This window comes from Ruegeria sp. CDSC068 (genome assembly GCF_059610545.1).
In genome coordinates this window covers 67086-91895 of the sequence record NZ_JBXWNV010000008.1, presented here as the reverse complement: position 1 = coordinate 91895, position 24810 = coordinate 67086, and the positions used below count along the sequence as shown (strand labels likewise).

General features: G+C 56.3%; 22 protein-coding genes and 1 pseudogene. 6 read left to right on the top strand and 17 right to left on the bottom strand.

Annotated elements, in window-relative coordinates:
- Window positions 1–27 precede the first annotated feature (27 nt).
- From AC2FID_RS16555 to AC2FID_RS16540, 4 genes are read left to right on the top strand one after another with little or no spacing between them, the layout of a single operon-like run.
- A complete protein-coding gene (locus AC2FID_RS16555; protein WP_496837771.1) occupies window positions 28–2088 on the top strand; it encodes an oxidoreductase in 2061 nt (686 codons plus the stop codon).
- Complete coding sequence (locus AC2FID_RS16550) at window positions 2088–3320, top strand: aromatic ring-hydroxylating oxygenase subunit alpha (RefSeq protein WP_496837769.1); 1233 nt, start codon at window positions 2088–2090, stop codon at window positions 3318–3320. The genes AC2FID_RS16555 and AC2FID_RS16550 overlap by 1 nt, the downstream gene beginning before the upstream one ends.
- Entirely contained in the window at window positions 3313–4875 is a 1563-nt protein-coding gene (locus tag AC2FID_RS16545) for a trimethylamine methyltransferase family protein (RefSeq protein ID WP_496756705.1), read from the top strand. The genes AC2FID_RS16550 and AC2FID_RS16545 overlap by 8 nt, the downstream gene beginning before the upstream one ends.
- Complete coding sequence (locus AC2FID_RS16540; RefSeq protein ID WP_496837767.1) at window positions 4868–6226, top strand: aminotransferase; 1359 nt, start codon at window positions 4868–4870, stop codon at window positions 6224–6226. Before AC2FID_RS16545 ends, AC2FID_RS16540 begins: the two co-directional genes overlap by 8 nt.
- A 117-nt stretch (window positions 6227–6343) precedes the next feature.
- On the opposite strand, the gene AC2FID_RS16535 is transcribed toward AC2FID_RS16540, so the two are convergent.
- Window positions 6344–7036, bottom strand: coding sequence for a nitroreductase family protein (locus AC2FID_RS16535; RefSeq protein WP_496837765.1), 693 nt, complete (start codon window positions 7034–7036; stop codon window positions 6344–6346).
- A gap of 114 nt (window positions 7037–7150) precedes the next feature.
- Here AC2FID_RS16535 and AC2FID_RS16530 point away from each other — a divergent pair.
- A pseudogene (locus AC2FID_RS16530) lies at window positions 7151–7330 on the top strand (IS6 family transposase); the annotation flags it as partial.
- A 112-nt stretch (window positions 7331–7442) separates the two neighbouring features.
- Here the strand turns inward: AC2FID_RS16530 and AC2FID_RS16525 are convergent.
- The 6 genes from AC2FID_RS16525 to AC2FID_RS16500 are packed head-to-tail and all read right to left on the bottom strand — an operon-like array spanning window position 7443 to window position 14630.
- A complete protein-coding gene (locus AC2FID_RS16525; protein ID WP_496837764.1) occupies window positions 7443–8384 on the bottom strand; it encodes an ABC transporter permease in 942 nt (313 codons plus the stop codon).
- On the bottom strand, window positions 8381–9424 hold the full coding sequence (locus tag AC2FID_RS16520; RefSeq protein ID WP_496781035.1) for an ABC transporter permease: 1044 nt from the start codon (window positions 9422–9424) through the stop codon (window positions 8381–8383). Before AC2FID_RS16520 ends, AC2FID_RS16525 begins: the two co-directional genes overlap by 4 nt.
- Window positions 9414–10934: an ABC transporter ATP-binding protein gene (locus tag AC2FID_RS16515; RefSeq protein WP_496837762.1), complete on the bottom strand. Its 1521-nt coding sequence runs from the start codon at window positions 10932–10934 to the stop codon at window positions 9414–9416. Before AC2FID_RS16515 ends, AC2FID_RS16520 begins: the two co-directional genes overlap by 11 nt.
- Window positions 10931–12337: an amidase gene (locus AC2FID_RS16510; protein ID WP_496837760.1), complete on the bottom strand. Its 1407-nt coding sequence runs from the start codon at window positions 12335–12337 to the stop codon at window positions 10931–10933. Before AC2FID_RS16510 ends, AC2FID_RS16515 begins: the two co-directional genes overlap by 4 nt.
- A complete protein-coding gene (locus tag AC2FID_RS16505; RefSeq protein ID WP_282170363.1) occupies window positions 12306–13289 on the bottom strand; it encodes a BMP family protein in 984 nt (327 codons plus the stop codon). The genes AC2FID_RS16510 and AC2FID_RS16505 overlap by 32 nt, the downstream gene beginning before the upstream one ends.
- 39 nt (window positions 13290–13328) lie before the next feature.
- Window positions 13329–14630, bottom strand: coding sequence for an amidohydrolase family protein (locus tag AC2FID_RS16500; protein WP_496837758.1), 1302 nt, complete (start codon window positions 14628–14630; stop codon window positions 13329–13331).
- 445 nt (window positions 14631–15075) lie between these two features.
- Here AC2FID_RS16500 and AC2FID_RS16495 point away from each other — a divergent pair, with 445 nt between their 5' ends.
- Window positions 15076–15504 carry a MarR family winged helix-turn-helix transcriptional regulator gene (locus AC2FID_RS16495; protein WP_058278632.1) on the top strand — a complete coding sequence of 143 codons (429 nt, stop codon included), beginning with the start codon at window positions 15076–15078 and terminating at the stop codon, window positions 15502–15504.
- Between the two features lie 82 nt (window positions 15505–15586).
- Here the strand turns inward: AC2FID_RS16495 and maiA are convergent, their stop codons facing one another.
- The 10 genes from maiA to AC2FID_RS16445 form a co-directional block, all read right to left on the bottom strand.
- Window positions 15587–16219: a maleylacetoacetate isomerase gene (gene maiA / locus AC2FID_RS16490; protein WP_496837756.1), complete on the bottom strand. Its 633-nt coding sequence runs from the start codon at window positions 16217–16219 to the stop codon at window positions 15587–15589.
- Between the two features lie 85 nt (window positions 16220–16304).
- Window positions 16305–16850, bottom strand: coding sequence for a VOC family protein (locus AC2FID_RS16485; protein ID WP_058274548.1), 546 nt, complete (start codon window positions 16848–16850; stop codon window positions 16305–16307).
- A 63-nt stretch (window positions 16851–16913) separates the two neighbouring features.
- A complete protein-coding gene (locus AC2FID_RS16480; protein WP_058278629.1) occupies window positions 16914–18230 on the bottom strand; it encodes a TRAP transporter large permease in 1317 nt (438 codons plus the stop codon).
- The gene (locus AC2FID_RS16475; RefSeq protein WP_082637164.1) at window positions 18227–18775 is read right to left on the bottom strand and encodes a TRAP transporter small permease; all 549 of its coding nucleotides are present in this window, start codon (window positions 18773–18775) and stop codon (window positions 18227–18229) included. The genes AC2FID_RS16480 and AC2FID_RS16475 overlap by 4 nt, the downstream gene beginning before the upstream one ends.
- Before the next feature lie 3 nt (window positions 18776–18778).
- Window positions 18779–19813, bottom strand: coding sequence for a TRAP transporter substrate-binding protein (locus AC2FID_RS16470; RefSeq protein ID WP_282121001.1), 1035 nt, complete (start codon window positions 19811–19813; stop codon window positions 18779–18781).
- A gap of 16 nt (window positions 19814–19829) precedes the next feature.
- Window positions 19830–20021: a DUF2783 domain-containing protein gene (locus AC2FID_RS16465; RefSeq protein WP_496837753.1), complete on the bottom strand. Its 192-nt coding sequence runs from the start codon at window positions 20019–20021 to the stop codon at window positions 19830–19832.
- Window positions 20018–21652, bottom strand: coding sequence for an FAD-dependent oxidoreductase (locus AC2FID_RS16460; protein ID WP_496837751.1), 1635 nt, complete (start codon window positions 21650–21652; stop codon window positions 20018–20020). Before AC2FID_RS16460 ends, AC2FID_RS16465 begins: the two co-directional genes overlap by 4 nt.
- A 25-nt stretch (window positions 21653–21677) precedes the next feature.
- Complete coding sequence (locus tag AC2FID_RS16455) at window positions 21678–22628, bottom strand: MBL fold metallo-hydrolase (RefSeq protein WP_496837749.1); 951 nt, start codon at window positions 22626–22628, stop codon at window positions 21678–21680.
- Between the two features lie 361 nt (window positions 22629–22989).
- Window positions 22990–23718 (bottom strand): metallophosphoesterase family protein, encoded by a 729-nt coding sequence (locus AC2FID_RS16450; protein WP_496761134.1) that lies wholly within the window; start codon window positions 23716–23718, stop codon window positions 22990–22992.
- A gap of 43 nt (window positions 23719–23761) precedes the next feature.
- The gene (locus AC2FID_RS16445) at window positions 23762–24784 is read right to left on the bottom strand and encodes an aldolase/citrate lyase family protein (protein ID WP_496761166.1); all 1023 of its coding nucleotides are present in this window, start codon (window positions 24782–24784) and stop codon (window positions 23762–23764) included.
- Between the last annotated feature and the right edge of the window lie 26 nt (window positions 24785–24810).

The following is a 24810-nucleotide window of genomic DNA, read 5'->3' as shown; positions in this document are numbered from 1 at the left end:
ATCCCAGATACAGGAAAACGCGTGAACATGTCGAACGCGAACCCATATGCTCTGCTTTTTGAACCGGTTCAGATTGGACCAGTCACAGCCAGAAATCGCTTTTATCAGGTGCCACATTGCACCGGGCTGGGGCATGTCCGACCGCGGGCGGATGCCGCCGTTCGTGGGATGAAAGCCGAAGGTGGGTGGGCGGTGGTTTCCAATCAGGAGACCGAGATTCACCCAACCTCAGACCTGTCTCCTTACGCCGAGGGGCGGCTATGGGACGGGCGCGATGTTCCCGCGTTGCGGCTGATGACGGATGCGGTACATGCGCATGGTGCGCTGGCAGCTATCCAGCTGGTGCACAATGGCAACCATGCGCAGAACCTGCTGACCCGGGCTCCGGTTCTTGCACCTTCCGAGATGTCTGTCGATACGACGCATCCCAAGCAGGCGCAGGCCATGGATAAAGCTGATATTCGCGAGTTCCGCCGCTGGCACCGCGAGGCCGCCCTGCGAGCGAAAGATGCCGGATTTGACATCATTTACGTCTATGCCGGACACAACATGACTTTGGCGCAACATTTCATGCTGCCGCATATGAACCAGCGTAGTGATGAATATGGCGGGTCGCTTGAAAATCGTGTGCGCCTGACACGCGAACTGCTGGAAGACACCCACGAAGCTGTAGGTGACAGCTGCGCTGTGGCGCTCCGTTTTGCCATTGATGAGATGGTGGGCGCTGACGGCATGCAGGCTTCAGAAGAAGGCCGTGCCGTGGTCGAGCTTTTGGCCGATCTTCCTGACCTATGGGATGTGAACGTAGCCGACTGGTCCAATGACAGTGCCACAACTCGCTTTCAACCAGAAGATGGCTATCAGAACGCGTTTCTGTCGCACGTCAAACAGGTAACACGGAAACCCGTGGTTGGTGTTGGTCGCCTGACGTCTCCCGATATGATGCTGTCGATGGTCAAAAAGGGAATTGTCGACCTTATCGGAGCGGCGCGACCTTCCATCGCGGACCCATTCATTCCCAAAAAGATTGAAGAGGGTCGCATTGACGAAATCCGCGAATGCATCGGCTGTAATATCTGCGTCTCATCTGACAATCTGGGCATCCCGATCCGCTGCACTCAAAACCCGACCATGGGTGAGGAATGGCGCCGCGGTTGGCACCCCGAGATCATTGCGCCGAAAAAGAGCAACGCGGATACTTTGGTTATTGGCGGTGGCCCCGCCGGTCTTGAATGCGCCACGCAATTGGCAAGGCGAGGATATCAGGTGACCTTGGCCGAAGCCTCAGCTGATTTTGGTGGACGTGTTGCAATGGAAAGCAAACTTCCCGGCCTCGCGGCTTGGTCCCGCGTCGTCGATTATCGCCTGAATGACCTAAAGCAGCGCGGCAACGTTCAGTTGTTCACTGACAGCAGACTTGATGGCGATCAGGTAGCAGAGCTTGGCGTCGAACACGTCTTTGTGGCCACCGGCAGCCATTGGCGCACCGACGGCATCGGCCGTAGCACGCAGCGCCATATGCCTCAGATCGAGCAGAGCGCCAAAGTGTTGACGCCTGATGACATCATGAACGGCCTTCTGCCCCCGGATGGCCCGGTGATGATCTATGATGATGACCACATCTATCTGGCAGGGGTGATCGCTGATAAACTGGCGACCGCCGGATACCAGGTGGTCTTCGTCACGCCAGAGAGTTTAGTTTCAACTTACGCTGTCAATACTTTGGAGCAGCCTCGCATTCAGGCCCGCCTGATCGAACTTGGTATCGACATTCGCTGCAATCAGGTGCTGACGGCGGTTGAAGGTGACACCGCGCGCATTGGGTGTGCCTTTACCGGTCGCGAAACAGATATTCCTTGTGCCTCGACAATTCTGGTTACCGAACGCCATCGAGAAACAGCGCTTTATGACAGCTTGCGCGGGCTCGGTTTGAAAACCCTCGAACTTATTGGCGATGCCGCGTCTCCGGGGTTGATCGTGGACGCAGTCTTCGCAGGCCACCGCGCGGCACGCGATTTTGAACGCCCAAAGGCAGAAGCGGACAAGGATTGGTTTCGCCGCGAGATAATCGATTTGGAGGAGACGTGATGAACAGCCGACCGTTTGAGTTAGATGCTTTGATGGCCTCGCACCAGTACGGCCACGCGCTGCCGCGTGAATTCTATACCTCGCAAGACATCTATAGCTATGACATTGCCCAGGTCTGGAACCGTAACTGGCTTTGGGCAGGGCATGTCAGCCAAATCCCAAACTCCGGAGACTATTTTCTGTTCGACTATGGCTCGGAGAGCATCATTATTGTTCGCGATCGCGAAGGCGAAGTTCGCGCTCATTTGAACGTCTGTCGCCATCGGGGATCTCGCGTCTGCACTGAACAGTCCGGCAACTCCCGTGTTCTAGTTTGCCCGTATCACGCCTGGACATATGAGCTATCGGGAAAACTTCGTGCAGGCCATAACATGGGGGAACACTTTGACCCCTCCAAATTCGGGCTCTTTCCCGTTCAGGTGAGTGTCTTCAAAGGCTTGATCTTTGTCTGTGCCGATGCAAACACGCCATCGCTAGATCCTGTCCTCAGCCAGCTTTCGCCACTCGTCGAACCCTATGGCTTTGACGATCTGAAAGTGGCGCATACGGCGTCATTTCCGGTTCCAGCGAATTGGAAACTGGCGGTTGAGAACTATCTTGAATGCTACCACTGCGGACCAGCACACAAAGAATACTCTCGCTCTCATAGCCTGAAATCGCCACAAGACATGGCTGGCTTGGTCGAGCCGCTGAATGCAAAGGCTGTAGAAGTCGGGCTGACGCCTGATGAATTGGCGCTTGTTGGCGAGGCTGCGCCCACCCCATTCACCAGCGGGTACTATCGGCGCTACCCGCTTTACCAAGGTTACAAAACCGGCAGCAAATCGGGCGAGGCGCTTGCGCCATTGCTTGGAACGCTGAAAGGCTTCGACGGTGGCGCAACCGACTTTGATATTGGTCCATTGAATTGGTTCCTGATCTATTCGGATCACATGGTGGGTTACCGCTTTGTTCCACGTGGCCTACAGGAAACCGACATTCAGGTGGTCTGGCTGGTTCGCGCTGACGCCGAAGAAGGCCAGGATTACGACAAGGAAGACCTGACCTGGCTTTGGCATGTCACATCTTTGGATGACGAACGCATCATTCGACACAACCAGTCCGGCGTGAATTCTCAATACTTCCAACCGGGCCCCTTGGGCGAAATGGAAACCGCGATCCAGGATTTTTACGATTTCTATTTCGCTATGATCAGCCCGGAACCAGAACAAAGGATGGCCGGTAATGGCTGAGGCAAAATCACGCCGACGCGGTGGTGGTGGGCGCGCCGCGCGCATAAAGGTGCAAGAGGCGACCACGGGCAATGAGGCCGTTCGTGGGGGCTTAAGTGGCGGACGCTACAAACCGCTGACTCAAACTGATATGGAGAACATCCACCAAGCGGCCCTGACCGTTCTGGAAAACACCGGCGTCACCGACCATTTCCCGGAACTGCTTGATCTGGTGCTGCCCAAGGGTGCGGTGATGAATGACCTCAATCGGCTATGCTTCCCGCGCGCCCTGATGGACGACATCCTGGCTGGTGCTGCCAAGGAATTTTACGTCTATGCCCGCGGAGAGCGTGAAGGCAAAGACGACATGCATTGTTCGGCAGAGAGTGTCTATTTCGCCAACTCTGGCACCGCCGTCACAACCTTCGATTCCGAGACCAAAACTTATCGCCCTTCGGTCCTGCGCGATGTTTATGATTTCACTCGTCTGGTGGACTGTTTGGATAACATTCATATGCTGGGCGACACGGTTTTGGCCACCGACGTGACCGATGATTTCGCTCACGACATGAACACCATATATGCGATGCTCGCAGGTAGCCAAAAACCTGCCTGTCTGACCTTTCGCGACCGTAGCCACATCCCACATGCCATTCGCATGTTCGATATGGCGCAAGGTGGCGATGGGGCTTTCATGAAAAAGCCAAGCGTCATATTTGGTGGCTGCCCTATGGTTTCCCCCTTGCGGATCGGCAAGGAGAACATGGAAATCCTGATTGATACTGCCAAACTTGGGCTAACTGTCGATCTGGCAGTGCCTCCTCAGGCAGGGGCCACAGCCCCCGCGACGCTTGCGGGAACACTGGTTCAAACCGTAGCCGAAACACTGGCCTGTGTTGCCATTGTAAACCTCATCACACCGGGCTGTCCGGTCTGCTTTGCTGCCTGGCCCTTCATCACAGACCTGCGCAGCGGATCGTTTACCGGCGGCAGCGGCGAACAGGCACTGATCGGGGCGGCAGCCATTCAGATGGGCAACTTCTATGGCCTTCCCACATCCGTTGGCGCAGGCATGACAGATGCCAAAATACCCGACGCGCAATACGGGTTGGAAAAGGCGCTAACCTTCACGCTTGCCGCCCATGCTGGTGCCAATCGGCTGTGCGAGTTCGGCGGGATGATCGGCAGCCTGATGGGATGCAGTTTTGAAAGCATGGTCATCGATGACGAAGCAGGTGGTATGATCCTGCGATCGTTGCGCGGGATAGAGGTCACAGATGAAACCATGGCGGTGGATGTGATCCACCAGTGTGCCATTGATCCTGGTCACTTCCTCGGAAACCCGCACACGCTGAACTATATGAACACCGAATTTGTCTACCCGCGGCTCATGGATCGTGAGCGTACAGATACATGGGAAAACGAAGGCAAAACTGATCTGCTGGACCGCGCCCGTGACAAGGCCAATTCCATACTCGACAGCCATTTCCCCAACTACTTCGGCGCTTCAGACGCTCAGGTGCGCGAAGAGTTCCCAATTGTGATGAGCGCAGAAAGTATGGCCCGCCGTGGATAACTCTAACGCCAAGCATTGGGACAACGACCATTTCCTGCACCCGTGGGAAGGGATGGCAACCTTGGGCGAAAACGCCCGGACATTTATTGAAGGTGCCAGCGGCATCCATGTGGTGAACGAAAAAGGCGAACGCTTGATCGACGGACCGGGAGGCATGTGGTGCACCCAGATCGGTTATGGGCGAGAGGAGATGGCAGAGGCCATGGCTGAGCAGGCTCGGAACCTTGCTTATTTCTCGCCCTTTAACAACTCCAACTCGACTGCCGCGCGGTTCGCACGCGAAATCGCCAAACGTGCGCCGGGCGACTTGAACAATGTCTTTTTTACCACCGGCGGTTCCACTGCGGTTGATACTGCCATCCGGTTTGTCCATTTCCGCAACAACCTCTTGGGACGCCCCAAGAAAAAGAAAATCATTTCACGGCAAAAAGCTTATCATGGAAGCACTTACCTGGCAGCCAGCGTCAGTGGAAAAGAGCGTGACAGACTTTGGCTCGACAAGGCGGATGACCTCGCACATTTCCTGCCGGACGTGAATCCGCTTTACCGTGCACCTGGTCAAAGCGAAGAGAGCTTTCTGAAAGAGAAAGTTTCGGACTTGGAAAACGCCATTGTGACGCTGGGCCCAGAAAATGTTGCCGCGTTTATCGCCGAACCGGTTCTGGCATCTGGTGGCGTGATCGTGCCGCCAAAAGGATATCACGAAAGCTGCCTAAACATCTGCAGGAAGTATGATATTCTATACATTTCCGACGAAGTAGTGACGGCTTTCGGGCGATTGGGCCATTGGTTTGCTTCGGAGGCAGTTTTTGGCATTCAGCCAGACATAATCACCTGTGCCAAAGGAATGACATCTGGGTATGCACCGATGGGCGCTGCGATTATCTCGGATAGATTGATCGCAGATGTTTCAGGAAAAGACGCAACCTTTTCTAATGGTTATACCTATTCTGGTCACCCAGTCAGCGCAGCCGCTGGTCTGAAAAGTATGGAAATTATTGAACGGGAAAAGCTTCTCGAACACGTTCGAAGGGTCACTCCGATTTTTCAGGATCAGCTACAGCAGTTGGGTCAGATTGACATCGTTACCGATGTGCGCGGCATGGGGTTGATGGGATGCGTTCAATGCTCAGTCGATGGTGATCCCCAGAGCGATCTGGGGTGCGACTACGAGATTGGTAGCCAGATCGATATCGAATGCCAGAAACGTGGGCTATTGGTTCGACCTGTGATCAACATGTGTGTTCTTTCACCGCCCCTTGTCATTAGCGAGAGCGAAGTTGAGCAAATGTTCGATGTCTTGCGAGAAGGGCTTGAAGCGACAAGTAGGTGGCTCGGAGGGGATCGGTGACCAATGAAGAGCGTGCGCTCTTGTTGTGAATACTCGCTGTTCGAGATACCGCTGCAACCTTTGAATTCAGTGTTCAATGTCCGTTTTGGGCCGGGGACGTCGATGGTTCGGGAGCACTTAATCAGCAACCGTCAGAATCTCTTCGAGTGGCTTTTTGATCTTCGCCACAGCAGGTACTTTTGCGTCCTTCGCGGCATGACCAACTGCCACGATCATGATTGGTTTTTCGCTATCCGGTCGATCAAACATCCTATTGAGGAACTTCATCGGGTTCGGGGTATGCGTCAGAGTGACCAAGCCTGCATGATGTAGTGCGGCCAACAGGAAACCACAGGCAATGCCCGTGCTTTCGGGTACGTAGTAGTTCTTGAAACGCGTTCCGTCCTCGAAATGGCCCCAGCGCTGCGCAAAAACGACGATTAACCATGCGGCTTCCTCGAGATGCGGTTTGTTGTCGTTGGTGCCAATTGGTTCCAACGCTTTCAGCCATTCGTCACCCGCTCCACCTTCATAGAACTGGCGCTCTTCCTCCTCGGCGGCTTCGCGGATCTTCTTCTTTAAGGTGGGGGCCGAGATAGCCACAAAATGCCAAGGTTGATGGTTTGCTCCTGAGGGCGCTGTGCCCGCCGTGCGTATGCACTCTTCAATCACCTCGCGAGAAACCGGCTTGCTTGAATAGTCCCTAACCGTATGCCGCCGTTTCATTTGGGCATAGAATGCGCGGGCTTCTTCAAGGCTTTGAACCGCCGAATAATCCAGGTGGTCAGGAAGATCGATGGGTTCGTATTTTATATTGTCGCGTGAAAACATTGATGATCTCTTCTGGATATGCAGTTTGTCTGTTTATGCACCTCGCCCGGGGTTTTGGAAACAGGGCCAACAAGGCGACGTCTGGCACCTTGACGAAGTTGTCGTGAGCATCTCTGGCCGCACAAGGTTCTCAATAACCGCGCTGAAAACAGCCATTTCCCATTCCGAAAACGGGAACGGTCGAAGCAAGGCCATCGATCTCCAGGTGGTTATAAGAGGTTCGCGGCAACCCATTCAGCCGTTCGGAATTGCTTTTGTGTCCCAGCACGTCGTTGCTCAGCCTTAACAATCCGAGTATCAGTATTCCTTGGTGCGCCGCAAATTAACGCGACAACACGCGTTCAGGTTTGCAGCGCGAAGTCTTTTATCTTGATCAATTCCAGTGAATATGTGCGAACGAATGCCGCTAACGTTCACCGCGCCGGTAGGGTGCCATCAACGCCGCGGGTATTTCGGCTCTGCGGGCGACAAGGACGAGCGCGGCGATAGAAAGTACGTAAGGCGCCATCAGGAAGAGCTGGTAGGGTACGCCTTCAATCGCAGTCTGCAGCCGCAGCTGGTATGCATCGAAGAATGCGAACAATACCGCGCCAATTAGCGCCTTGCCGGGTCGCCAGCTGGCGAAGACGACCAGCGCAATGCAAATCCAGCCACGCCCCTGAACCATACCCGGGAAGAAGCTGTTAAACGCCGTTGTCGTCAGGAAAGCCCCGCCCACCGCCATCAAAGCCGATCCGACAACGACTGCGCCGATGCGGATGCGGATGGGATTCAACCCCTGTGCCTCAACCGCATGCGGGTTTTCACCGGTCATACGAATGGCCAGCCCTAGTGGTGTTCGGGCTAGGACATACGCCATTGCAGCCACAGCAAATAGCGCCAGATAAGTCGGCAGGGCCTGGGAAAACAGGATCGGACCGAGAACAGGTATATCGGAAAGCCCCGGAACATTGAGCGGTTGGAAAGGCTCTATCGTTGGGGGCAAGTCACCCACTTCGACAAGTAGCCTGTAGAGGTAGTAGGCCAAAGCGGATGCAAACAGCGTAATACCAAGCCCCGATACATGTTGCGACAGCCCAAGCGGAACCGTCAGCATGGCGTGCAGCAAGCCCATCACAGCGCCGCAAAGGGCGGCAATCATCAGGCCCGCGAGCAAAGGTGCACCCATGTAGACGGCAAGCCAACCGCTCATCGCGCCCATGGTCATAATCCCCTCGATCCCCAGATTGAGCACGCCCGAACGTTCGCAGAGCAATGCGCCAAGGACGCCGAATATGAGTGGCGTAGCAATACGCAACACGGAAGCCCACAGGCTGGTATTCAGCAGCAGATCAATAGCATCACTCATCGGCGCACCCGGTAGGTTGTGAAAAGAAGGGCCACGATCATGGTAAGCAAACAGAGCGCAACAATCACATCAGCGATGAAACTGGGAACACCGGTCGCGCGGCTCATGGCGTCGGCCCCAACGAAGACTGTAGCAACGAAAACAGCGGCAGCAACGACGCCGGCCGGATGCAAAGCGGCGAGCATGGCGACAACGATGCCTGCATAGCCAAAACCGGGGCTCATGGTAGTGGTGACCCCTGCTGTAACACCCATGACTTCGACAGACCCGGCGAGCCCCGCCAGGGCGCCCGAAAGCAGGGCTACGCCCATGATCGTTCGGGGTAGGGATATACCGGCAAAGGCAGCGGCACTGGCGTTCAAACCTGCGGCGCGCGTTTCAGCGCCAAAAACGGTGCGCGCCAGGATCAGCCAAACTGCACCTGCCGCTGCGATGGCAAAAAGCAGCCCGATATGCAGACGTGTGCGCGGGATCAGATCCGGCAGACGAAAATCTCCGTCTACGGGCACTGAAGAGGGCCACCCAAAGGCCAACGGATCGCGCATCGGGCCTTCAATCATGAGGCCCACAAAAAGGATTACGATGAAGTTGAGCAGAAGGGTCGTCACCACCTCATCTACCCCGAAACGCAGGCGTAAATAGGCAGGTCCCGCCAAAAGAGCCGCGCCCGCAGTCATGCCTGCCAGCATCAAAAGTGGAATACCAATCCATCCCGGAACCCCGAGCGAATGCCCGATCCAAGCGGTGACCAGCGCACCAACAAAGAACTGTCCCTCACCTCCGATGTTCCAAAGTCGCGCGCGGAAGGCGACTGCCGCAGCAAGCCCTGTGAAAATGAGCGGTGTGGCGCGGGTCAGCATCTCGGTGATCGAAAGGCGTGAGCCAAGCGCACCGGTCAGCATTTCGCCATACGCCGTGAGCGGGTTTACCCCCGCAGCTGCGATGAGACCCGCAGCGAGAAGTAACGCAGTAAAGATCGCGGCCAGCGGCGCAATGATCACAAGGTGCAGCGGCACATGTGTGCGTCGTTCAAGCCGCATCATCATTTTCCTTCCAGACACCCGCCATCATCAGGCCAAGGCGTTGCGGGTCAGCCTCGTTGGCGGATATGGGCTCCGACAAGCGCCCTTTAACGATGGCCTGTATACGGTCTGACAGGGCCACGGCTTCTTCCAGTTCTTCAGAGATGAGCAAAATTGCTGCGCCTTCGGCCCGTGCTGCCAAAAGCTCGGCATGAACGGCGGCAATTGCCCCTTCATCAAGGCCGCGCGTCGGCTGGTTGGCGACGACAAAGCGCGGTCCGTTGGTCAGGACCCGACCGAGGATAAGCTTTTGCATATTGCCGCCAGACAGCAACCTTGTTCGCGTGTCGGGATTGGCACCACGGATATCAAAACGTTCAATCAGCCCTGACGTGTAATCGCGGGCGGCACGTTGCCGGACAAAGCCGCGGCGCGAAAACTCTGGTGCGCGCAGCCGTTCGAGCACTGCATTTTCCCACAGGCTCAACTCGCCTACTACGCCTTCCGCGTGTCGGTCTTCTGGTACTCTACCAGCCCCCGCACGGATCATGCCGCGCGGCCCCAGATGGCCGATATCTTCGTCCAGAAGTGTCAGCTGCCCCGCGCTTGGGTGAACCAGCCCAGAAAGCAACCCGCCGAGTGAAGCCTGACCATTGCCTGAAACGCCAACGATACCAAGGATTTCACCAGTATGGACGGTGAATGACACGTCATCCAGACGCAACTCACCGTCCTCTTCCACGCGCACATTGTTTGCAATCAGAACTGGCGCGCCAATCTTATGGTCATGGCGTACGGGCCGTTCCACTTTGCGGCCAACCATCAGTTCCGCCAGCTCTCCGGGGTTGGTTTCAGAGGTTTTGCGTTCTGCAACCATCTTGCCGCCGCGTAGCACTGCCACACGGTCAGAGGCAGCCATGACCTCATGCAGTTTGTGGCTGATGAAGATAAGCGAAAGACCCTCCTTCGTCATGTCGCGCAGGGTCTCGAACAGGCGCATCGCCTCGGGCCGGGCCAGAACGGCAGTAGGTTCATCCAGAATTAATATGCGCGCGTCACGGTAGAGCGCTTTAAGAATTTCAACACGCTGGCGTTCTCCTACGGAAAGCGACCGAACCTTGGCCTCGGGGTTCACGGGCAGGCCAAACCGCTCTGCGATCTGCAACAGCTTTTCGCGCGCCTCACCACGAGCGGATCGCGCGCGCGTCAAGGGTTCGGAGCCAAGCATGACGTTTTCAAGAACGGTGAGGTTGCCCGCAAGCGTGAAGTGCTGGTGAACCATTCCCACACCCACCTCGATCGCTGCACGTGGAAGGCCTGGAGGCAGCTCTTTCCCGAACACCCTGACAGTGCCTGCGTCGGCTGCGTAGTGGCCAAACAGGATATTCATCAGCGTCGTCTTGCCTGCGCCGTTTTCACCCAGAAGCGCAAGGATTTCCCCCTCCGCCAGTGTCAGGGTCACATCATCATTTGCGGTAAGCGTTCCAAAACGCTTGGTGATGCCGTGAAGCTCCAGAACCTTGGTCATGCGGGTAGGCCTGCGATTGGGGACGGAAAGGAAAGTGCGGGCGCGCGGGTCTCGATAAGTGCACCGAGTTTTAGCAGTGCGAAATCGGCGCCGGCGGGACCAATCAGTTGCACACCGAGAGGAAGGTCATTTGCCATGCCAAAAGGCAGCGCCAGGGCTGGCAAGCCCGCAACATTGGCAAGTGCCGCGTTTGGGGCAAAAGCTTCCAGCCGCGCCATGTGTTCATCGGGGGAAGTGCCAGACAGATCCAAAGTGCCGACAACGGGCGGAGCAGAGGAGAGGACCGGCATCAGGATGGCATCGGCGGATTTGAAAAGCTTGCGGGAGCGATTTGTCAGGCGTGCCAGCTGTCGCGAGGCCGCAAAAAGCGCGGTGGCAGGTGTCGCACGACCCTCAGTAGCCATGGCGGCTGCGAGCGGTGGAACCTGGTCGTCAGATATCTTGAGTGCGGTCAGCCACTCAGCCAACGAAACAGCCAGTATGGTTCGGGCGATTTCATGAGCCTCAGCCCCAATCCGGTCGGGGGCACGAACATCATGCACTTCACAGCCTGCGTCGCGCAGCGCGTCGGCAGCACCTTCCGCAGCTTTGCGCTGATTAGGTCCACAACGTTCCGGCAATGCCACCGCGACACGGGGACGTTTTGGGAAGTGCACTGGGGCCATAGGTTGGACAACAGCATCAAGGGCGGTCTTCACGTCACGGACCGATCGCGCCAGGATCAACTCAGACGCTATGCCCATCAGGTGATTGGCAAAATCTGGGCCTCCGGGCACCGCACCACGAGACGGCTTGAGCCCGGTCAAACCACAACACGCAGCAGGTACTCTGATGGATCCGGCTGCATCCGTTGCATGAGCAATTGCAACGATACCGGCTGCAACCGCAGCCGCAGCGCCGCCAGATGAACCACCGGGTGTCAACGCGGGATTCCATGGATTTCGGGTCGCAGCCATGCCATCTGGTTCGCATGTCAGGGAAAGGCCGAATGGGGGTGTTGTAGTCAAGCCAAAAGGGATCAAGCCAGTTTGGCGCAAATCCTGTAACAGGCGACTGTCACTTTCAGGTTTACGCGCTTGTGCGCGGATTGCTGCGGATCCTGCCGCAGCAGGTAGCCTTTTTGCGAAACCACCGAGGTCTTTCACCAAAAACGGAACCCCATGAAACGGACCGCGCTGGTCAGATGGCAATGCGTCTGCTGCCCTTGCCCCGGCGCGCGCCATGTCTTCGTCCAGAAATGCCACGGCCCCCAAATCCGCCTGCGCGTGGCTGGCAGAAAGGCTTGCCTCCATCACGTCGAAGGCAGTGATCTGCCCTGACGTAATGGCGGCCGCAAGAGCCGTGGCATCGGTCACGTCAAAGCCCGCGGGATCAGGAGGGCTCGCTTTCGTCGATTGGAACATCCCATTCGCCGGATTGGATCGCGGCCTGTTTAGCCTCCATTGCCGGGATGGCGTCAGCAGGCACTTCATCGGCGACATAGATCAACTCATTGCCACCATGGGCCATGAAGGAATATTCTGTGTAGTTGCGCCCCGTTGGGTTACCGGCCTGAACGTCGGCTACGATGGCCTCGATAGTAGGACCGTAATTCCAGATCGCGTTGGCAAAGACTGTGCCTGGATAGCGAGGCGTATAGTCGATAAGCGAACCGATGGCCTTCACACCCCGCGCTTGGGCGGCATCCGCAGTGCCAATGCGCTCACCAAACAGGACATCTGCGCCCGCGTCGATCTGGGCAATCGCAGCTTCTTGTGCGCGGGCCGGATCAAACCATGCTCCGATAAAGCCGTTGACGAAGGTGGCATCTGGGTTCACTTCGGTCACCCCCATTCGGAAGGCATTGATCAACAGGTTCACTTCAGGGATCGGATAACCGCCGACCGAACCAAAGACATTGCTTTCTGACATTTGGCCCGCAAGCATCCCGGCCAAATAGGCCGCTTCGTGGTTGCGGGTGCCGAAGACGCCGAAATTGTCCCCTTCCGGCCCACCGGAAGAGCCCATGAGGAAAGCGGTATCCGGGTAATCGCCCGCCACTTCGCGTGCTTCGCGTTCCACGGCGTAGGATTCGCCCCAAATGATTTGCGCACCACCTTCGGCATATTCGCGCATCGCGCGGGGATAGTCAGTCGGAGCTACACCTTCCGAGAACTCATACTCGATCAGACCAGCATCGGCGGCTTCCTGCATCGCTACATGGATACGACTGTTCCACGCGTTTTCGACCGGAGACATATGCACGCCAGCGACTCGGGTCGCAGATTGTGCGTTCACGCGACGAACATAAGCCGGCACGGCCAACGCGGCCGCAGCGCCGACCATCAGTTGACGGCGGGTTGTGGTGAGTTTCATTGGTAGATCCTCTTCTGTTGGTGGCAATTGTTCTTGTTCTTAAGCTTCCTGAGTATTGGGCCTGGGCGCGTAATCTGCGGGATCCAGGGTCGTGGGGCGGCCGGGCAACGAAAGCGCCGCCATTCGGGGTTCTGTACGGGCCAACACCTTGCCGTTTTTGATTACGGCAAGGCGGGTGGGTTTCATGCGAACAGCTTCAATCGGATCACGCGCCTGCAGTACAACCATACTGGCAGGGCCGCCTTCGCGGATTGTCGGGTCGGGCAGGCCCATGGCTTTGGCGCCATTTTGGGTTACCGATGTGAATGCCCATTCCATCGCTTCCCGAGATGTCATCGGTACCGCGTGCACACCCATATGAGCCACTTCCAGCATGTCAGCGGACCCGAGCGAATACCACGGGTCCATTGTGCAATCCTGCCCGAAGGCAACGTTTACACCGGCCGCGCGCAGCTCTGGCACTCGGGTCAGACCTCGGCGGCGCGGATAGGTGTCCGAACGCCCTTGCAGCGTGATATTGATCAGAGGGTTGGGTACCACGTTCATAGCGCTTTCTGCGATGAGCGGGATTAGCTTCGATGCATAGTAATTGTCATAAGAATGCATCGCAGTGACGTGGCTTGCAGTTACACGGCCCCCAAGCCCAAGGCGCGTAGTCTCAAAGGCCAACGTTTCTACGTGGCGTGACATAGGATCGTCGCTTTCATCGCAGTGCAGGTCCAGCATCAGGCCGCGGTCCGCCGCTATCTCGGCCAGTCTTGTGACAGATCGAGCCCCTTCCGACATCGTGCGTTCAAAATGCGGGATCCCGCCCACCACGTCGACACCCATATCGAGCGCCTGGATCAGGTTTCTCTCTGCGTTTTCTGATCGGTAAAGGCCATCTTGCGGGAATGCCACCAGTTGCAGGTCGATATAGGGGGCAACCTGTTTACGTACCTCCAAGAGCGCTTCAACGCCCACCAACGGGGCGGATGAAACATCCACATGCGAACGGATAGCCAGCAGCCCCTGCGACACAGCAAGGTCGCAATAGCGCATGGCCCGCTCAATCACCGCTTCTGGTGTCAGCAGGGGCTTCAATTCCCCCCAAAGCGCGATACCCTCCAAAAGCGTGCCCGAGACATTCATGCGCGGCAACCCTAGGCTCAGGGTCGCATCCATATGGAAGTGCGGGTCCGTAAAAGGAGGGGAAACCAAACGCCCAACCGCCTGTATCTCCTCATGCGCCTCAGCCTTGATATCAGGCGCAATTTCCGCAACGCGGTCTGCCTTGATCGCGATATCTACCGGCCCGCTGCCATCTGGCAGGCTGGCCTGTCTGATGATTAAATCGAGCATCCAATTCCCCCAAATTTGACCGCATGGTAAAAAGTATTCTGCAAGAATGCTAATAGTTTTTGTTGCACTTCCGGGTCCAGTGTTTCCGCTAGTCTCAGTGTGTGCCTATATCCAAGGCTTGTGTTGACCTTTCTTGGCAGCTGAAGCTGACACAACGGTCAACTTTCGCTTTTGGGATTTTGCGTTGCAGAACTGCTAAATTTTGCAAAGGTCGGTTCACGCTGGGAATCTGTCCGTTTCAGCAGATTGCCGATCTGGAACCTTGATCCAGCGGATCCGCAGTTTTCTGGCAAGCAGAAAAAATCTTCGCAACGGAATCAAAACACTGGGAACCGGGATTTCGTCAACTTCGGCTTGCAATGTGCAAAACAACCTGCATAAGGATGGCAAATATCAGTGCAGGAAATTTCGTTGCATGTGAAACAAAGCGGACATATAGTTTCTTATGCAACTAGATTCCTTCTTTCCCTATCGCCTCGCCGTGGCGTCCGAAGCGTTCTCACGAAAACTCACGGAAGTATACCAGCGCGAATTCGGGCTATCACGGGAGGAATGGCGCCTGCTTTTTCTACTTGCCAATGCCAAAAGCCTGACCTCTCTAGAACTCTCGCAACGCACCACTCTGGATAAGGTTCAAGTCAGCCGGGCCGCGCAGAGGCTTGACGATAAAGGTTTGATAACCAGAGCAATTTCCGAAGAAGATCGCCGAATTAGGGTTTATCATTGTACGCCGGAAGGCCATCGGCGTTTCGAACAGTTGCTGCCACAAGTCGATGCTTGCGCGCAAGGGATGCTGAATTCCATGTCGGCTGAGGACCGTGCAGCACTGGACCGAGGCGTGACTGCGCTGCTTAAGGCCGCGTCGGAGACATAGGTACATAAGCCAATATGCGCAACTCAAGCCATCTGAAGTGCTGGCTGTCTAGAATAGAATGAGGTCTGCCAGTGTATTTCTCTCAGGAAGCGTCGGGCTGATTTTCAGGTCGGGCGGCGTCGAAAGCGGGCAGGGCGAATGCGCGCTCTTCGATCTCAATTAACCGTTCGAATGGAGCCATATCGACGCCCCAGCGATGTGCATTGTAAAGCTGTGCGACAAGGCAGATATCGGCAAGGTCCGGCTTGTCACCAAAACTGAAGGTGGCGTTAGCTGGCAAAAGCGCTTGGTAGGCATGGAAACCTTCTGTCATCCAATGCCGGAACCACTCGATCCCATCTTCGGCCGTAAGCCCATACCGGGACTTCAGATGCGCGGTGACTCTAAGGTTGTTAACCGGATGTATGTCCATCGCGATGGTATGGGCCGCAGCCTGTACCCGCGCACGCTCGAATGGGTCCTCCGGCAGGAACGAAGGTTCGGGTATGGTGGCGTCGAGATAATCGATGATCGCAAGCGATTGGGTGAATGCACGACCGTCCTCAAGGATCAGCGTAGGGACGCCCTTCCCGGGGTTCAGCGCGACGTAGTCCGGCGCGCGCTGTTCTCCGGCAACAAGGTCGACGGGGATCGTTTCGTAGGAAACACCCTTGAGATTCAATGCGATCCGGACCCGAAAAGAGGTCGTCGAGCGCCAATAGCCGTATAGTTTCATGACTTCCTTGTTTTGTGGTCAACCGTCTCGGATTTTGCCAAAGATAGGTTCCCGCGCCGGAAACCTATCCGGCACGGGATGCCCGTCAGGCAGACTTGTTGAGTTCTTTGGCATGCAGCCAATCGGCATGTTTCGGAGCTTTCTTGGTTTTCGACCACTCGTCCAACATAAGCCATTTCACTTCGTCCATGCGCTCCAGCAGCGCTTCTTCTTCCGGGTCCGGGCAGGCCAGTTCGATACGATGGCCGGAAGGATCAAAGAAGTAGATAGAATGGAAAATCGAATGGTCGGTCACGCCGAGTACTTCGACGCCATTAGCTTCCAGATGGTCCTTGAACTGAAGCAGCGTTTCACGATCCTTCACCTTGAAGGCGATGTGCTGCACCCAGATCGGGGTATTGGGATCCCGGCCCATTTCCGGCTTCGTGGGCAGCTCGAAGAAAGCCAGAACATTCCCATTCCCGGCATCCAAAAACAGATGCATGTAGGGGTCCGGCTCATGCGTAGATGGGACATGATCCTCGGCGATGGCCAGGATAAAGTCCATGTTAAGCATTTTCCCATACCATTCGACCGTCTCTTTTGCGTCTTTGCAGCGGTAAGCGACGTGATGGATCTTCTCGATTTTCATCGATTTCTCCTTTCCGAGGGTGCAGTTTTCAAGACCAAGGCAACGTACGATCGCCTCAGGCGTTCACATCAACCCCACCAGCCAGAGTGACAGGGAGGGTACAAGGATGAGCAGGGTCAGCCGCAGGATGTCCGCGATCCAGAATGGCAGCACGCCGCGAAAGATCGTTCCGAGTGAGACATCTTGCAACACGCCCTTCAGCACGAAGACATTCATACCGACCGGGGGTGTGATCAGGCTGATTTCAGTGGCCACAACAACCACAATGGCGAACCAGATCAGGGCGTTTTCGGGATCGAGCAGGAGTTCATTGGCAAACTCAAGCTCAAACATCAGTGGGTAAAAGACCGGCACTGTTAGCAAGATCATCGACAGGCTTTCAAGCACACAACCAAGAACCATGTAGGTCAGCATTATGAACACGATGACCGCCCAGACCGGCAATTCATTGTCGACAACAAAGCCTGATAGGGCATCCGGAAGTCCGGCGTAGTTTATGAAGTTGGTGAACAGCTCGGCACCTATGATCACCGCAAAGATCATGGCAGTAGCCCGGATCGAATCCAGCGTAGCTGCGAAAAAGCTGCGCCAGGTCATCGTCCTGAGGGCAATGGCGATCAGGATCGAAGCACCTGCACCCATTCCGGCCGCCTCAGTTGGTGTAAAGAATCCACCGTAAATTCCAACCATGATGAAGAGAAAAAGGCCCAGCACACAGATCACGCCTATGACGTCAGCCCGACTCATGGGTTCGGTGTTTTCCTCCTCCGGAGCCAGAGATGGGTTCAACCGTACCGCAACCATGACCGCGCCAAGATAAAACAGCACACCAATGATACCTGGCACAATTCCCGCGATAAAAAGCTTGGCAATGTTGGTTTCGGTCAACAGTCCGTAGATGATCAGGATCACCGACGGCGGGATCAAAATGCCCAGTGTCCCACCCGCGGCGATAGAGCCTGTCGCCAGCCGGTCATCATAGCCAAAACGACGCATTGAAGGCATGGCAACTTTTGACATCGTGGCAGCAGTGGCCAGGGACGAGCCGCACACCGCGGAGAAACCGCCGCAAGAAAAGACCGAAGCCATGGCAAGTCCGCCGCGCAGCCTGCCAAAAAGCCGATCGGCACCGGCGAACAGCCCGTGTGCCACGCCTGAGCCGGCCAACACATTGCCCATGAAGATGAACAGAGGGATGACCGAAAGGGAGTAAGACAAAGAGGTGTCAAACGCCACTTGCCCTGTCATAGCCCAGGCAGGTTCCCAACCACGCATATAGGCAAACCCAAAGCCGCCTACGGCCGCCATTGCGAAGGCGATAGGCACGCGCAGAAGTATAAGTCCCAGAAGGATCGCAAAGCCGATCAGAGATTCAATCATGGAGCGCCCTCTAGGTGATCTTGATCGGTGTCGTGTTCGATGGGCGGTTGTAGTCCACGCAGGAATGCGATGAACGCCGAAACCATGCAGGAGACCCCAGCCAGATAGCCGAATGGCGCCAGTGGAATCTCAAGCGCGTTGGTCACCGCGCCGTCATGGGCGGCTTTGGCCGCATGGGTAAAAAGCCGCCAAGAAAAGGTGGCTAACAGGGCGGCAGAGAACAGGCCCGCAAACGCAGACAAAAGACGTTGCGTCTTGCGTCCAAGCGCCAGATTCAACAGGTCGACCTCGACATGTTCACGGCGCTCTGTCGTCAGTGGCAAGGCAAGGAAAACGAGCGCTGCCAGCAGTATTTCAGTGAGTTCGAAGGCGCCGGAAAGTGGTGCGTTGAACAGGTAGCGCCCAACTACATCCACACAGGTGATGAGGACGAGACTGAACAGGATCAGTGCGGCCCCGACACCCAGAGATCTGTCGAGCAGCAGCCCGATGTCCAGCCCCTCATCAGGGGGCTGGTCGGGGAAACGATGGCGAAGCCGCTCCATGGATCAGAAGTCCACGCCAGCTTGCTTGCGCATTTCTTCCAGTGCCGCCGCGCCGTCGTAGCCGTCTGCTGAGATGGCTTCGGACCACGCTGTTTCGGCATCTGCTGCCTGTGATTTGATCGCATCAACGACTTCGGCTGGCGCTTCGTAGATTTCGATCCCGGCCTTTTCGGCCGCGGCGCTGCCTTTCTCGTCTGCGCCGACCCAAGCTTCGCCAACCAGTGCGGCAAAGGCTTCACCGGAAATCGCCTCGATGGCTGCCTGATCCTCTTCAGAGATCTCGTTCCATTTGTCTTCGTTCATGACCATGAACCAAGTAGTGTTGTAGATGCCGCCGGGGACTTGCATCGTGTACTTGACGTCTTCGGTCAGCTTGAACGCAGCCAGAGCATCGTAGGGGAACGTCACGCCATCGATTACTCCGCGCGAGAGCTTTTCATACACCTCACCCGAAGACATGAAGAGCGTTGTGGAGCCGAGACCGGACATCAGATCCGAGATATAGCCGCCGGGCACGCGGATCTTCAGGCCTGCGAAATCGTCCGTTGTCTCGATCTTGCGGACGTTGTTGTGCAACATACCGGGGCCGTGCACGAATAGCCCCAGAAGCTTGGTGCCCTCATGTTCTTTCTGCGCCTCCAGCGGGCCGGAATAGACATTCCAGAATGCTTTGGAGCCAGCAACGGCATCGTCACCAATGAACGAAAACTGACCGATCCGCGAGCGGGTGAAACGGTCATCTGTGGTAAAGGAATGCAAGCCGTACGTGATGTCAGCGATACCTTCGGCAGCCATGTCGTAATGTGCCGGGGGCGGGCCCATGGGCTTTGCAAGCACACGTACAGTCACGCGGCCATCGGTGACTTCCTCCACTTGCTTGGCCCAGGGTTTGATTGCCTCAACGACGATCGGATGGCGCGGCGGCAGCCAGCTCGAAAGCGCAAGCTTGGTCTCTGCCACGGTAGTCGTTGCGATAGACATTGCAGCGGTTGCAATGCCGGCGAGCAGCAGGGTGTTGCCCTTCAGTTTGATATTCATGGTATCCTCCCTTGGATTATGTGATGTCGGCAGCCCTGAGCGCCTGGCTCAGGACGTCCCGGTCGCCGATGTGGTTGGCCAGGATCAGAATTAACCTCGCGTTGATTATATCGCTCTCGGCCTTGGTCTTGCCCTCATGCGTTGCCAGCAGGTCGGCGTAGAAATCGTCGGTTCCGTCGATATTCGGTGTCAGGGTCAGATCGCTCATTGGCTTACTTCCTTACCGGCCGCACGGCGCAAGGCAGTGCGCATCAGGGTTTCGTTGTATTCCGCTCGGCGGGCGGCGACATGCTGATCTGGGCGGATCAGGTAGACCGCCGAACTGGCTTCGCCGAGATAGCGTTTCCTGAGCTGACCAGTCGGGTCGTCGCGGGTTGAAAGAGCCAGGTGGCGTGCCGTGATGCCGTCCTCTTCCAGAATTTCAGGTGCTTCTGCATCGATTGTCAAAAGGATGAACTCATCACCCAGCTTCGACAACAGGTATTCATCGCCCAACGGGGCATCAGGGCAGGGGGCGCCGGGCTGCGTTCGTTCGGGACCGCCTGCCAGTGCGTCAGCGGAATTGAGTCCCGATCCACTGTACACGCATGGAACCGAGAGCCGACCTGAGTTGACCATCGGTCGTGCGAACTCAAACGTTCCGCTCAGGCTGAGCACGGCATCGCGAAATATCCGGCTGGTTTCTGATTTCGGCGTGATGAAATCGGTGGACCGTGTAGAGTTCATGATGTTTTCGTCCGCGCCATGAACCCGTTCGGTATCGTAGGTGTCAAGCAGGCTCTCCGGCGCTTTGCCTTGAATAACCAACCCCAGTTTCCAACCAAGATTGTCCACGTCCTGCATGCCGGAATTGGCACCACGCGCACCAAAGGGCGAGACTTGGTGCGCCGCATCACCAGCAAAAAACACCCGCCCCGAGCGGAAACTGTCCATCCGCTTGCACTGGAAGGTGTAGATAGAGGACCAGACCATTTCATAGTCCACATCCCCCAGCATCGCATCCAATCGGCGACGGATATTCTCTTCTTTAAGTTCTTCTTTGCGGTCAACATCCCAGCCGATCTGGAAGTCGATCCGCCAGACATCATCAGGTTGCTTGTGCAACAAAGCTGAGGCGCCAGAGCCGTGGGTCGGTTCAAACCAGAACCAGCGCTCGGTGGGGAAGTTCAGATCGCCTTTCAGTTTGATATCAGCAATCAGGAAGCTGTCCTGAAAGACTCGACCGCTGAAATCGAGACCAAGCATCCCGCGCAGTGGTGAATTGGCGCCGTCGCAACCAATAAGCCAGTCCGCTTCAAGCGTGTAAGGTCCATCCGGTGTCATCACCTTCAGGGTGACGTGATCGTCGTGTACTTCGACGCTGTCCACACGGTTCTTGCCACGCAACTGGATCGGGGCACCCTTGTCCTGCAGCTCGCGCAGACGGTCGATCATGTATTGCTCGAAATAAGGCTGCTGCAGATTGATGAAGGCGGGGTATTTATGCCCGTCTTCCGGCAACAGGTTAAATTCGAACACCTTGTCATCGCGATGGAATACCTTCCCGAGATTCCAGACAACGCCTTTTTCGAGCATCGGTTCACCGCAGCCATAGCGGTCGGCCACTTCCAGGCAGCGCTTTGCGAAACAAATCGCCCGACTGCCCATGCCGATCCCCTCATGATCATCAAGCACAACCACCGGAACACCCTGGCGGCCGAGGTCCAGCGCTGTGGCGACACCGATTGGCCCGCCGCCCATGACCACAACCGGGTGACGCACCGGCGCGTCAATATCCTGATCGGGCGATTTCTCGTATGGATAGCTCTTGTATGCGAGCGTGTAACGGTCATCAAACATTGGAAAATCCCCTCCCTTCAGGCGTTCAGCCTTGCAGTTGCTCCCACATTTCCAGATCCCGCTGCGCCGTCCAGATACGTGGCGTGTCGATGCCGCGGGCTTCGTCATAGGCGCGCGCAACATTGAACGGCAGGCAGTGTTCGTAGATAGCGTAGTCAGCGAATTTCGGGTCGCACGCGTCACGTACAGCGTCCCAGGCATCTTTCAGGGTGCCGCCGCTAGCGGCGACACGAGCGGCCGGGCGATAGGTGCTTTGGACAAAATCCCGGGTGGACTCAATTGCTGCTTCAACCATGTCTTTTCCGAGCAGAGCATCACCGCGGCCGGGCGCGATAGCATCGACGTCAAATGCGGCGATATTGTCCAGAGTGCCACCCCAATCGTTGAAATGGCCGTCACCGCAATAGCAGGCCGAGTGGTACTCGACGATGTCACCGGTAAACATGACGTTCTGGTCGGGGACGTGAATGACGATGTCACCGGCAGTATGAGCGCGACCAAGATGCATAAGATCGACGCGTCGATTTCCAAGGTACACGCTCATGCGATCCTTGAAGGTTGTGGTGGGCCAGGTCAGTCCGGGAATGCTTTCATGGCCTTCGAACAGACGTGGAAAACGCTGAAACTCACTGTCCCAATCTTCCTGACCCCGTTCGACAACCTGCGCTCGGGTTGTTTCGGACATGAGAACCTGATCTGCGCCATATGCTGAAGCGCCTAGAACACGAACCGCGTGATAGTGAGTTAGCGCCAGATGCGTGATCGGTTTGTCGGTAACTTCTCTGACCTTCTCAATCACCTTGCCAGCCAGACGTGGCGTGGCCTGCGCCTCGACAATCATGACACTATTGTCGCCGATGATCACGCCGGAATTGGGATCACCTTCAGCAGTAAAGGCCCAAAGCCCTTCACCCACTTCGGTGAAGCTAATCGTCTTTTCACCCAAATCCCCCTGAGATGCGAATGCCTTAGCCATTGTGTTCTCCCGAAGTATGTCGCTCACGTGACTCGTTTTGTTTCATTTGCAACGAATATCGTTACATATGAAACTAAAGTCAATGCCGTTTCGTTTGGAGTTACGTGTTTGAACTATTGTTGCTGAGTGCATTCGAAGATTTTTTCAAAGTTGTTTGCGTGGAAAAATGTTGTCCATTCCAGCTATTATTGCGGCCAATCCTGCCGACCGCCGTAAAGAACTGCTGTTCCATTAAGCGTCTGATGGACCCAATGTGGTGGTTCAAGGCTTAGCGCTGACGGCGATCATGGTTGGGAAGCTTTTGAAAAAGAAACGACATCGGCGACTCCACATTTTTACGCCATGTGAGCCAGAGTCTGTCTCAGTGGGTCACAAGTCTACGCCCACCAGCATCCAGCGCACAGCATTTGGTGCCTTCGAACACGGCGGTGGTCAGGGCGTGGCCATAGCCTGCTCCTGTATCCAGATTGATACGGTTTCCATGATGTTCAGGTGCGGACACGTGGCTGTGGCCATGGACTACCAACCACGGATGTGGATCTGTATGGTTCAGGAATTCCTCACGAATCCATATTAGATCGTCGTGGTCTTGATGATCCAGTTTCACCCCGGGTCGAATACCTGCGTGCACGAACAGCAATGCGTCGTCCTGATGGAACGGCTTTAGCCCGTTCAGAAAATCGATATGAGCCTGAGGGACGGCCTTCTTGGCCTTGGCGTGAACTTGATAGATTCTGTCCACGTTGGTGGCTTCAACCCCATAGGACTGCAGCGTTTCGATCCCGCCGATCCGAGGATGAAGCCAGTGATACCCGACCAGCAGGCGCGCATCATTGCGCGGATAGTCCTCCAGAAACATTGCGCACATCTGGTCATGATTGCCACGTAGAAAGACCCAGTTCTTACCGTCGGCGTTCCCTCGGACCAGCAGATCCAAAACCCCGCAACTTTGCGCACCCCTGTCCGTATAATCGCCAAGAAACACGATCTTGGCGTCTGGCCCTCCATCCCGTTCGATCCGGTCCAGTGCGTCTTCAAGCATCCCCAGTTGGCCATGGATATCGCCAATTACATAAACCGGATCTGACATGAGTGTTCCTTGTCGTCGTCTTCAGGCGGTAGTTGATTTGGGATCAGCCCACCCAGTCAATGCTAATGTCTTCGCGAAAAGCAAACCGTACCAGATGCGCTTCGATGACTTCCTGCCAGCGGGTCAGATCTCCGCGAGGGCCGGTTTCAGCCGTCAGCGAAAGGCTGGATTCACCCGCGACCAAGGTCAGCCGGTTTCCGCCCGGAAATTCCACGCTGCCGTGGTTGTCGTCAAAAGTCACCTGGGCCTTGTGGGACCAGTGCTTGCACAATTGCTGCAGGTACTTGCTGGCCGCTTCCGTTTTGGCAACACCCGAAACGCTTTGGTCAGGTAGCAACGCCAAGGCTTCATCGGCGGCCCGGCGCACCGCCTGCGCGAACAAAGTTACGTCGATGTTTGTGGCCAGGAAGGTCGCCCCCAGATCCAGACATTTACGCTGCATGGCCGGATCAAGTGTCAGTATCCCGGCAAATTTGCCTGCCGCGACGACCCGAGTTATTGCGTCCAAAACGGCCTCGACCACTTCTGTATGACCAACATCACCGATATGGCCCATGTCAGCGGCCAGATCGGAGGGACCGAGAAAGACCCCATCAACGTCAGAGGCAAGAATATCGTCTAGTGCCTCTAACCCGGCGCGGTTTTCCACCTGAACAAGCAGGCAGATCTGTTCATCAGCCGTTTTCAGATAGTCCGGGATCGCCGCAAAGCGCGAAGCCCTGGCCAACGCTGATCCCACGCCCCGAACTCCGTGGGGCGGGTATCGCACCGCCCGTACCAAATCCCGTGCCTGATCTCCGCTTTCGACCATCGGCACCAGAATATTCTGAACGCCGGCATCGAGGTATTGCTTGATCATCCAGGTTTCACCTATCGGCAAGCGTGCGACCGGTTGGCTGCCGCTTCCTTCGATGACCCGCACCTGTTCCAGGATTGAGCGAAGATCGTTTGGGGCGTGTTCCCCGTCAACGAGCAACCAGTCGAACTGGGACGTGGCCGCGATTTCGGCGGCATAGGTGTCGGCCATTCCAATCCAGCAGCCGACCTGCGGCTGACCAGCCTGCAGCGCGGCCTTGAAAGCGTTTAGTGGCG

What these genes read in the sequence shown, in the direction of transcription:
- AC2FID_RS16510 (WP_496837760.1), bottom strand. Translation starts at nt 12,337, where the DNA reads ATGTTCCAATCGACGAAAGCGAGCCCTCCTGATCCCGCGGGCTTTGAC.
- AC2FID_RS16495 (WP_058278632.1), top strand. Translation starts at nt 15,076, where the DNA reads ATGCAACTAGATTCCTTCTTTCCCTATCGCCTCGCCGTGGCGTCCGAA.
- AC2FID_RS16505 (WP_282170363.1), bottom strand. Translation starts at nt 13,289, where the DNA reads ATGAAACTCACCACAACCCGCCGTCAACTGATGGTCGGCGCTGCGGCC.
- AC2FID_RS16515 (WP_496837762.1), bottom strand. Translation starts at nt 10,934, where the DNA reads ATGACCAAGGTTCTGGAGCTTCACGGCATCACCAAGCGTTTTGGAACG.
- AC2FID_RS16500 (WP_496837758.1), bottom strand. Translation starts at nt 14,630, where the DNA reads ATGCTCGATTTAATCATCAGACAGGCCAGCCTGCCAGATGGCAGCGGG.
- AC2FID_RS16460 (WP_496837751.1), bottom strand. Translation starts at nt 21,652, where the DNA reads ATGTTTGATGACCGTTACACGCTCGCATACAAGAGCTATCCATACGAG.
- AC2FID_RS16465 (WP_496837753.1), bottom strand. Translation starts at nt 20,021, where the DNA reads ATGAGCGATCTGACCCTGACACCGAATATCGACGGAACCGACGATTTC.
- AC2FID_RS16555 (WP_496837771.1), top strand. Translation starts at nt 28, where the DNA reads ATGTCGAACGCGAACCCATATGCTCTGCTTTTTGAACCGGTTCAGATT.
- AC2FID_RS16480 (WP_058278629.1), bottom strand. Translation starts at nt 18,230, where the DNA reads ATGATTGAATCTCTGATCGGCTTTGCGATCCTTCTGGGACTTATACTT.
- AC2FID_RS16455 (WP_496837749.1), bottom strand. Translation starts at nt 22,628, where the DNA reads ATGGCTAAGGCATTCGCATCTCAGGGGGATTTGGGTGAAAAGACGATT.
- AC2FID_RS16475 (WP_082637164.1), bottom strand. Translation starts at nt 18,775, where the DNA reads ATGGAGCGGCTTCGCCATCGTTTCCCCGACCAGCCCCCTGATGAGGGG.
- AC2FID_RS16535 (WP_496837765.1), bottom strand. Translation starts at nt 7,036, where the DNA reads ATGTTTTCACGCGACAATATAAAATACGAACCCATCGATCTTCCTGAC.
- AC2FID_RS16485 (WP_058274548.1), bottom strand. Translation starts at nt 16,850, where the DNA reads ATGAAAATCGAGAAGATCCATCACGTCGCTTACCGCTGCAAAGACGCA.
- AC2FID_RS16550 (WP_496837769.1), top strand. Translation starts at nt 2,088, where the DNA reads ATGAACAGCCGACCGTTTGAGTTAGATGCTTTGATGGCCTCGCACCAG.
- AC2FID_RS16525 (WP_496837764.1), bottom strand. Translation starts at nt 8,384, where the DNA reads ATGAGTGATGCTATTGATCTGCTGCTGAATACCAGCCTGTGGGCTTCC.
- AC2FID_RS16545 (WP_496756705.1), top strand. Translation starts at nt 3,313, where the DNA reads ATGGCTGAGGCAAAATCACGCCGACGCGGTGGTGGTGGGCGCGCCGCG.
- AC2FID_RS16470 (WP_282121001.1), bottom strand. Translation starts at nt 19,813, where the DNA reads ATGAATATCAAACTGAAGGGCAACACCCTGCTGCTCGCCGGCATTGCA.
- AC2FID_RS16450 (WP_496761134.1), bottom strand. Translation starts at nt 23,718, where the DNA reads ATGTCAGATCCGGTTTATGTAATTGGCGATATCCATGGCCAACTGGGG.
- maiA (WP_496837756.1), bottom strand. Translation starts at nt 16,219, where the DNA reads ATGAAACTATACGGCTATTGGCGCTCGACGACCTCTTTTCGGGTCCGG.
- AC2FID_RS16520 (WP_496781035.1), bottom strand. Translation starts at nt 9,424, where the DNA reads ATGCGGCTTGAACGACGCACACATGTGCCGCTGCACCTTGTGATCATT.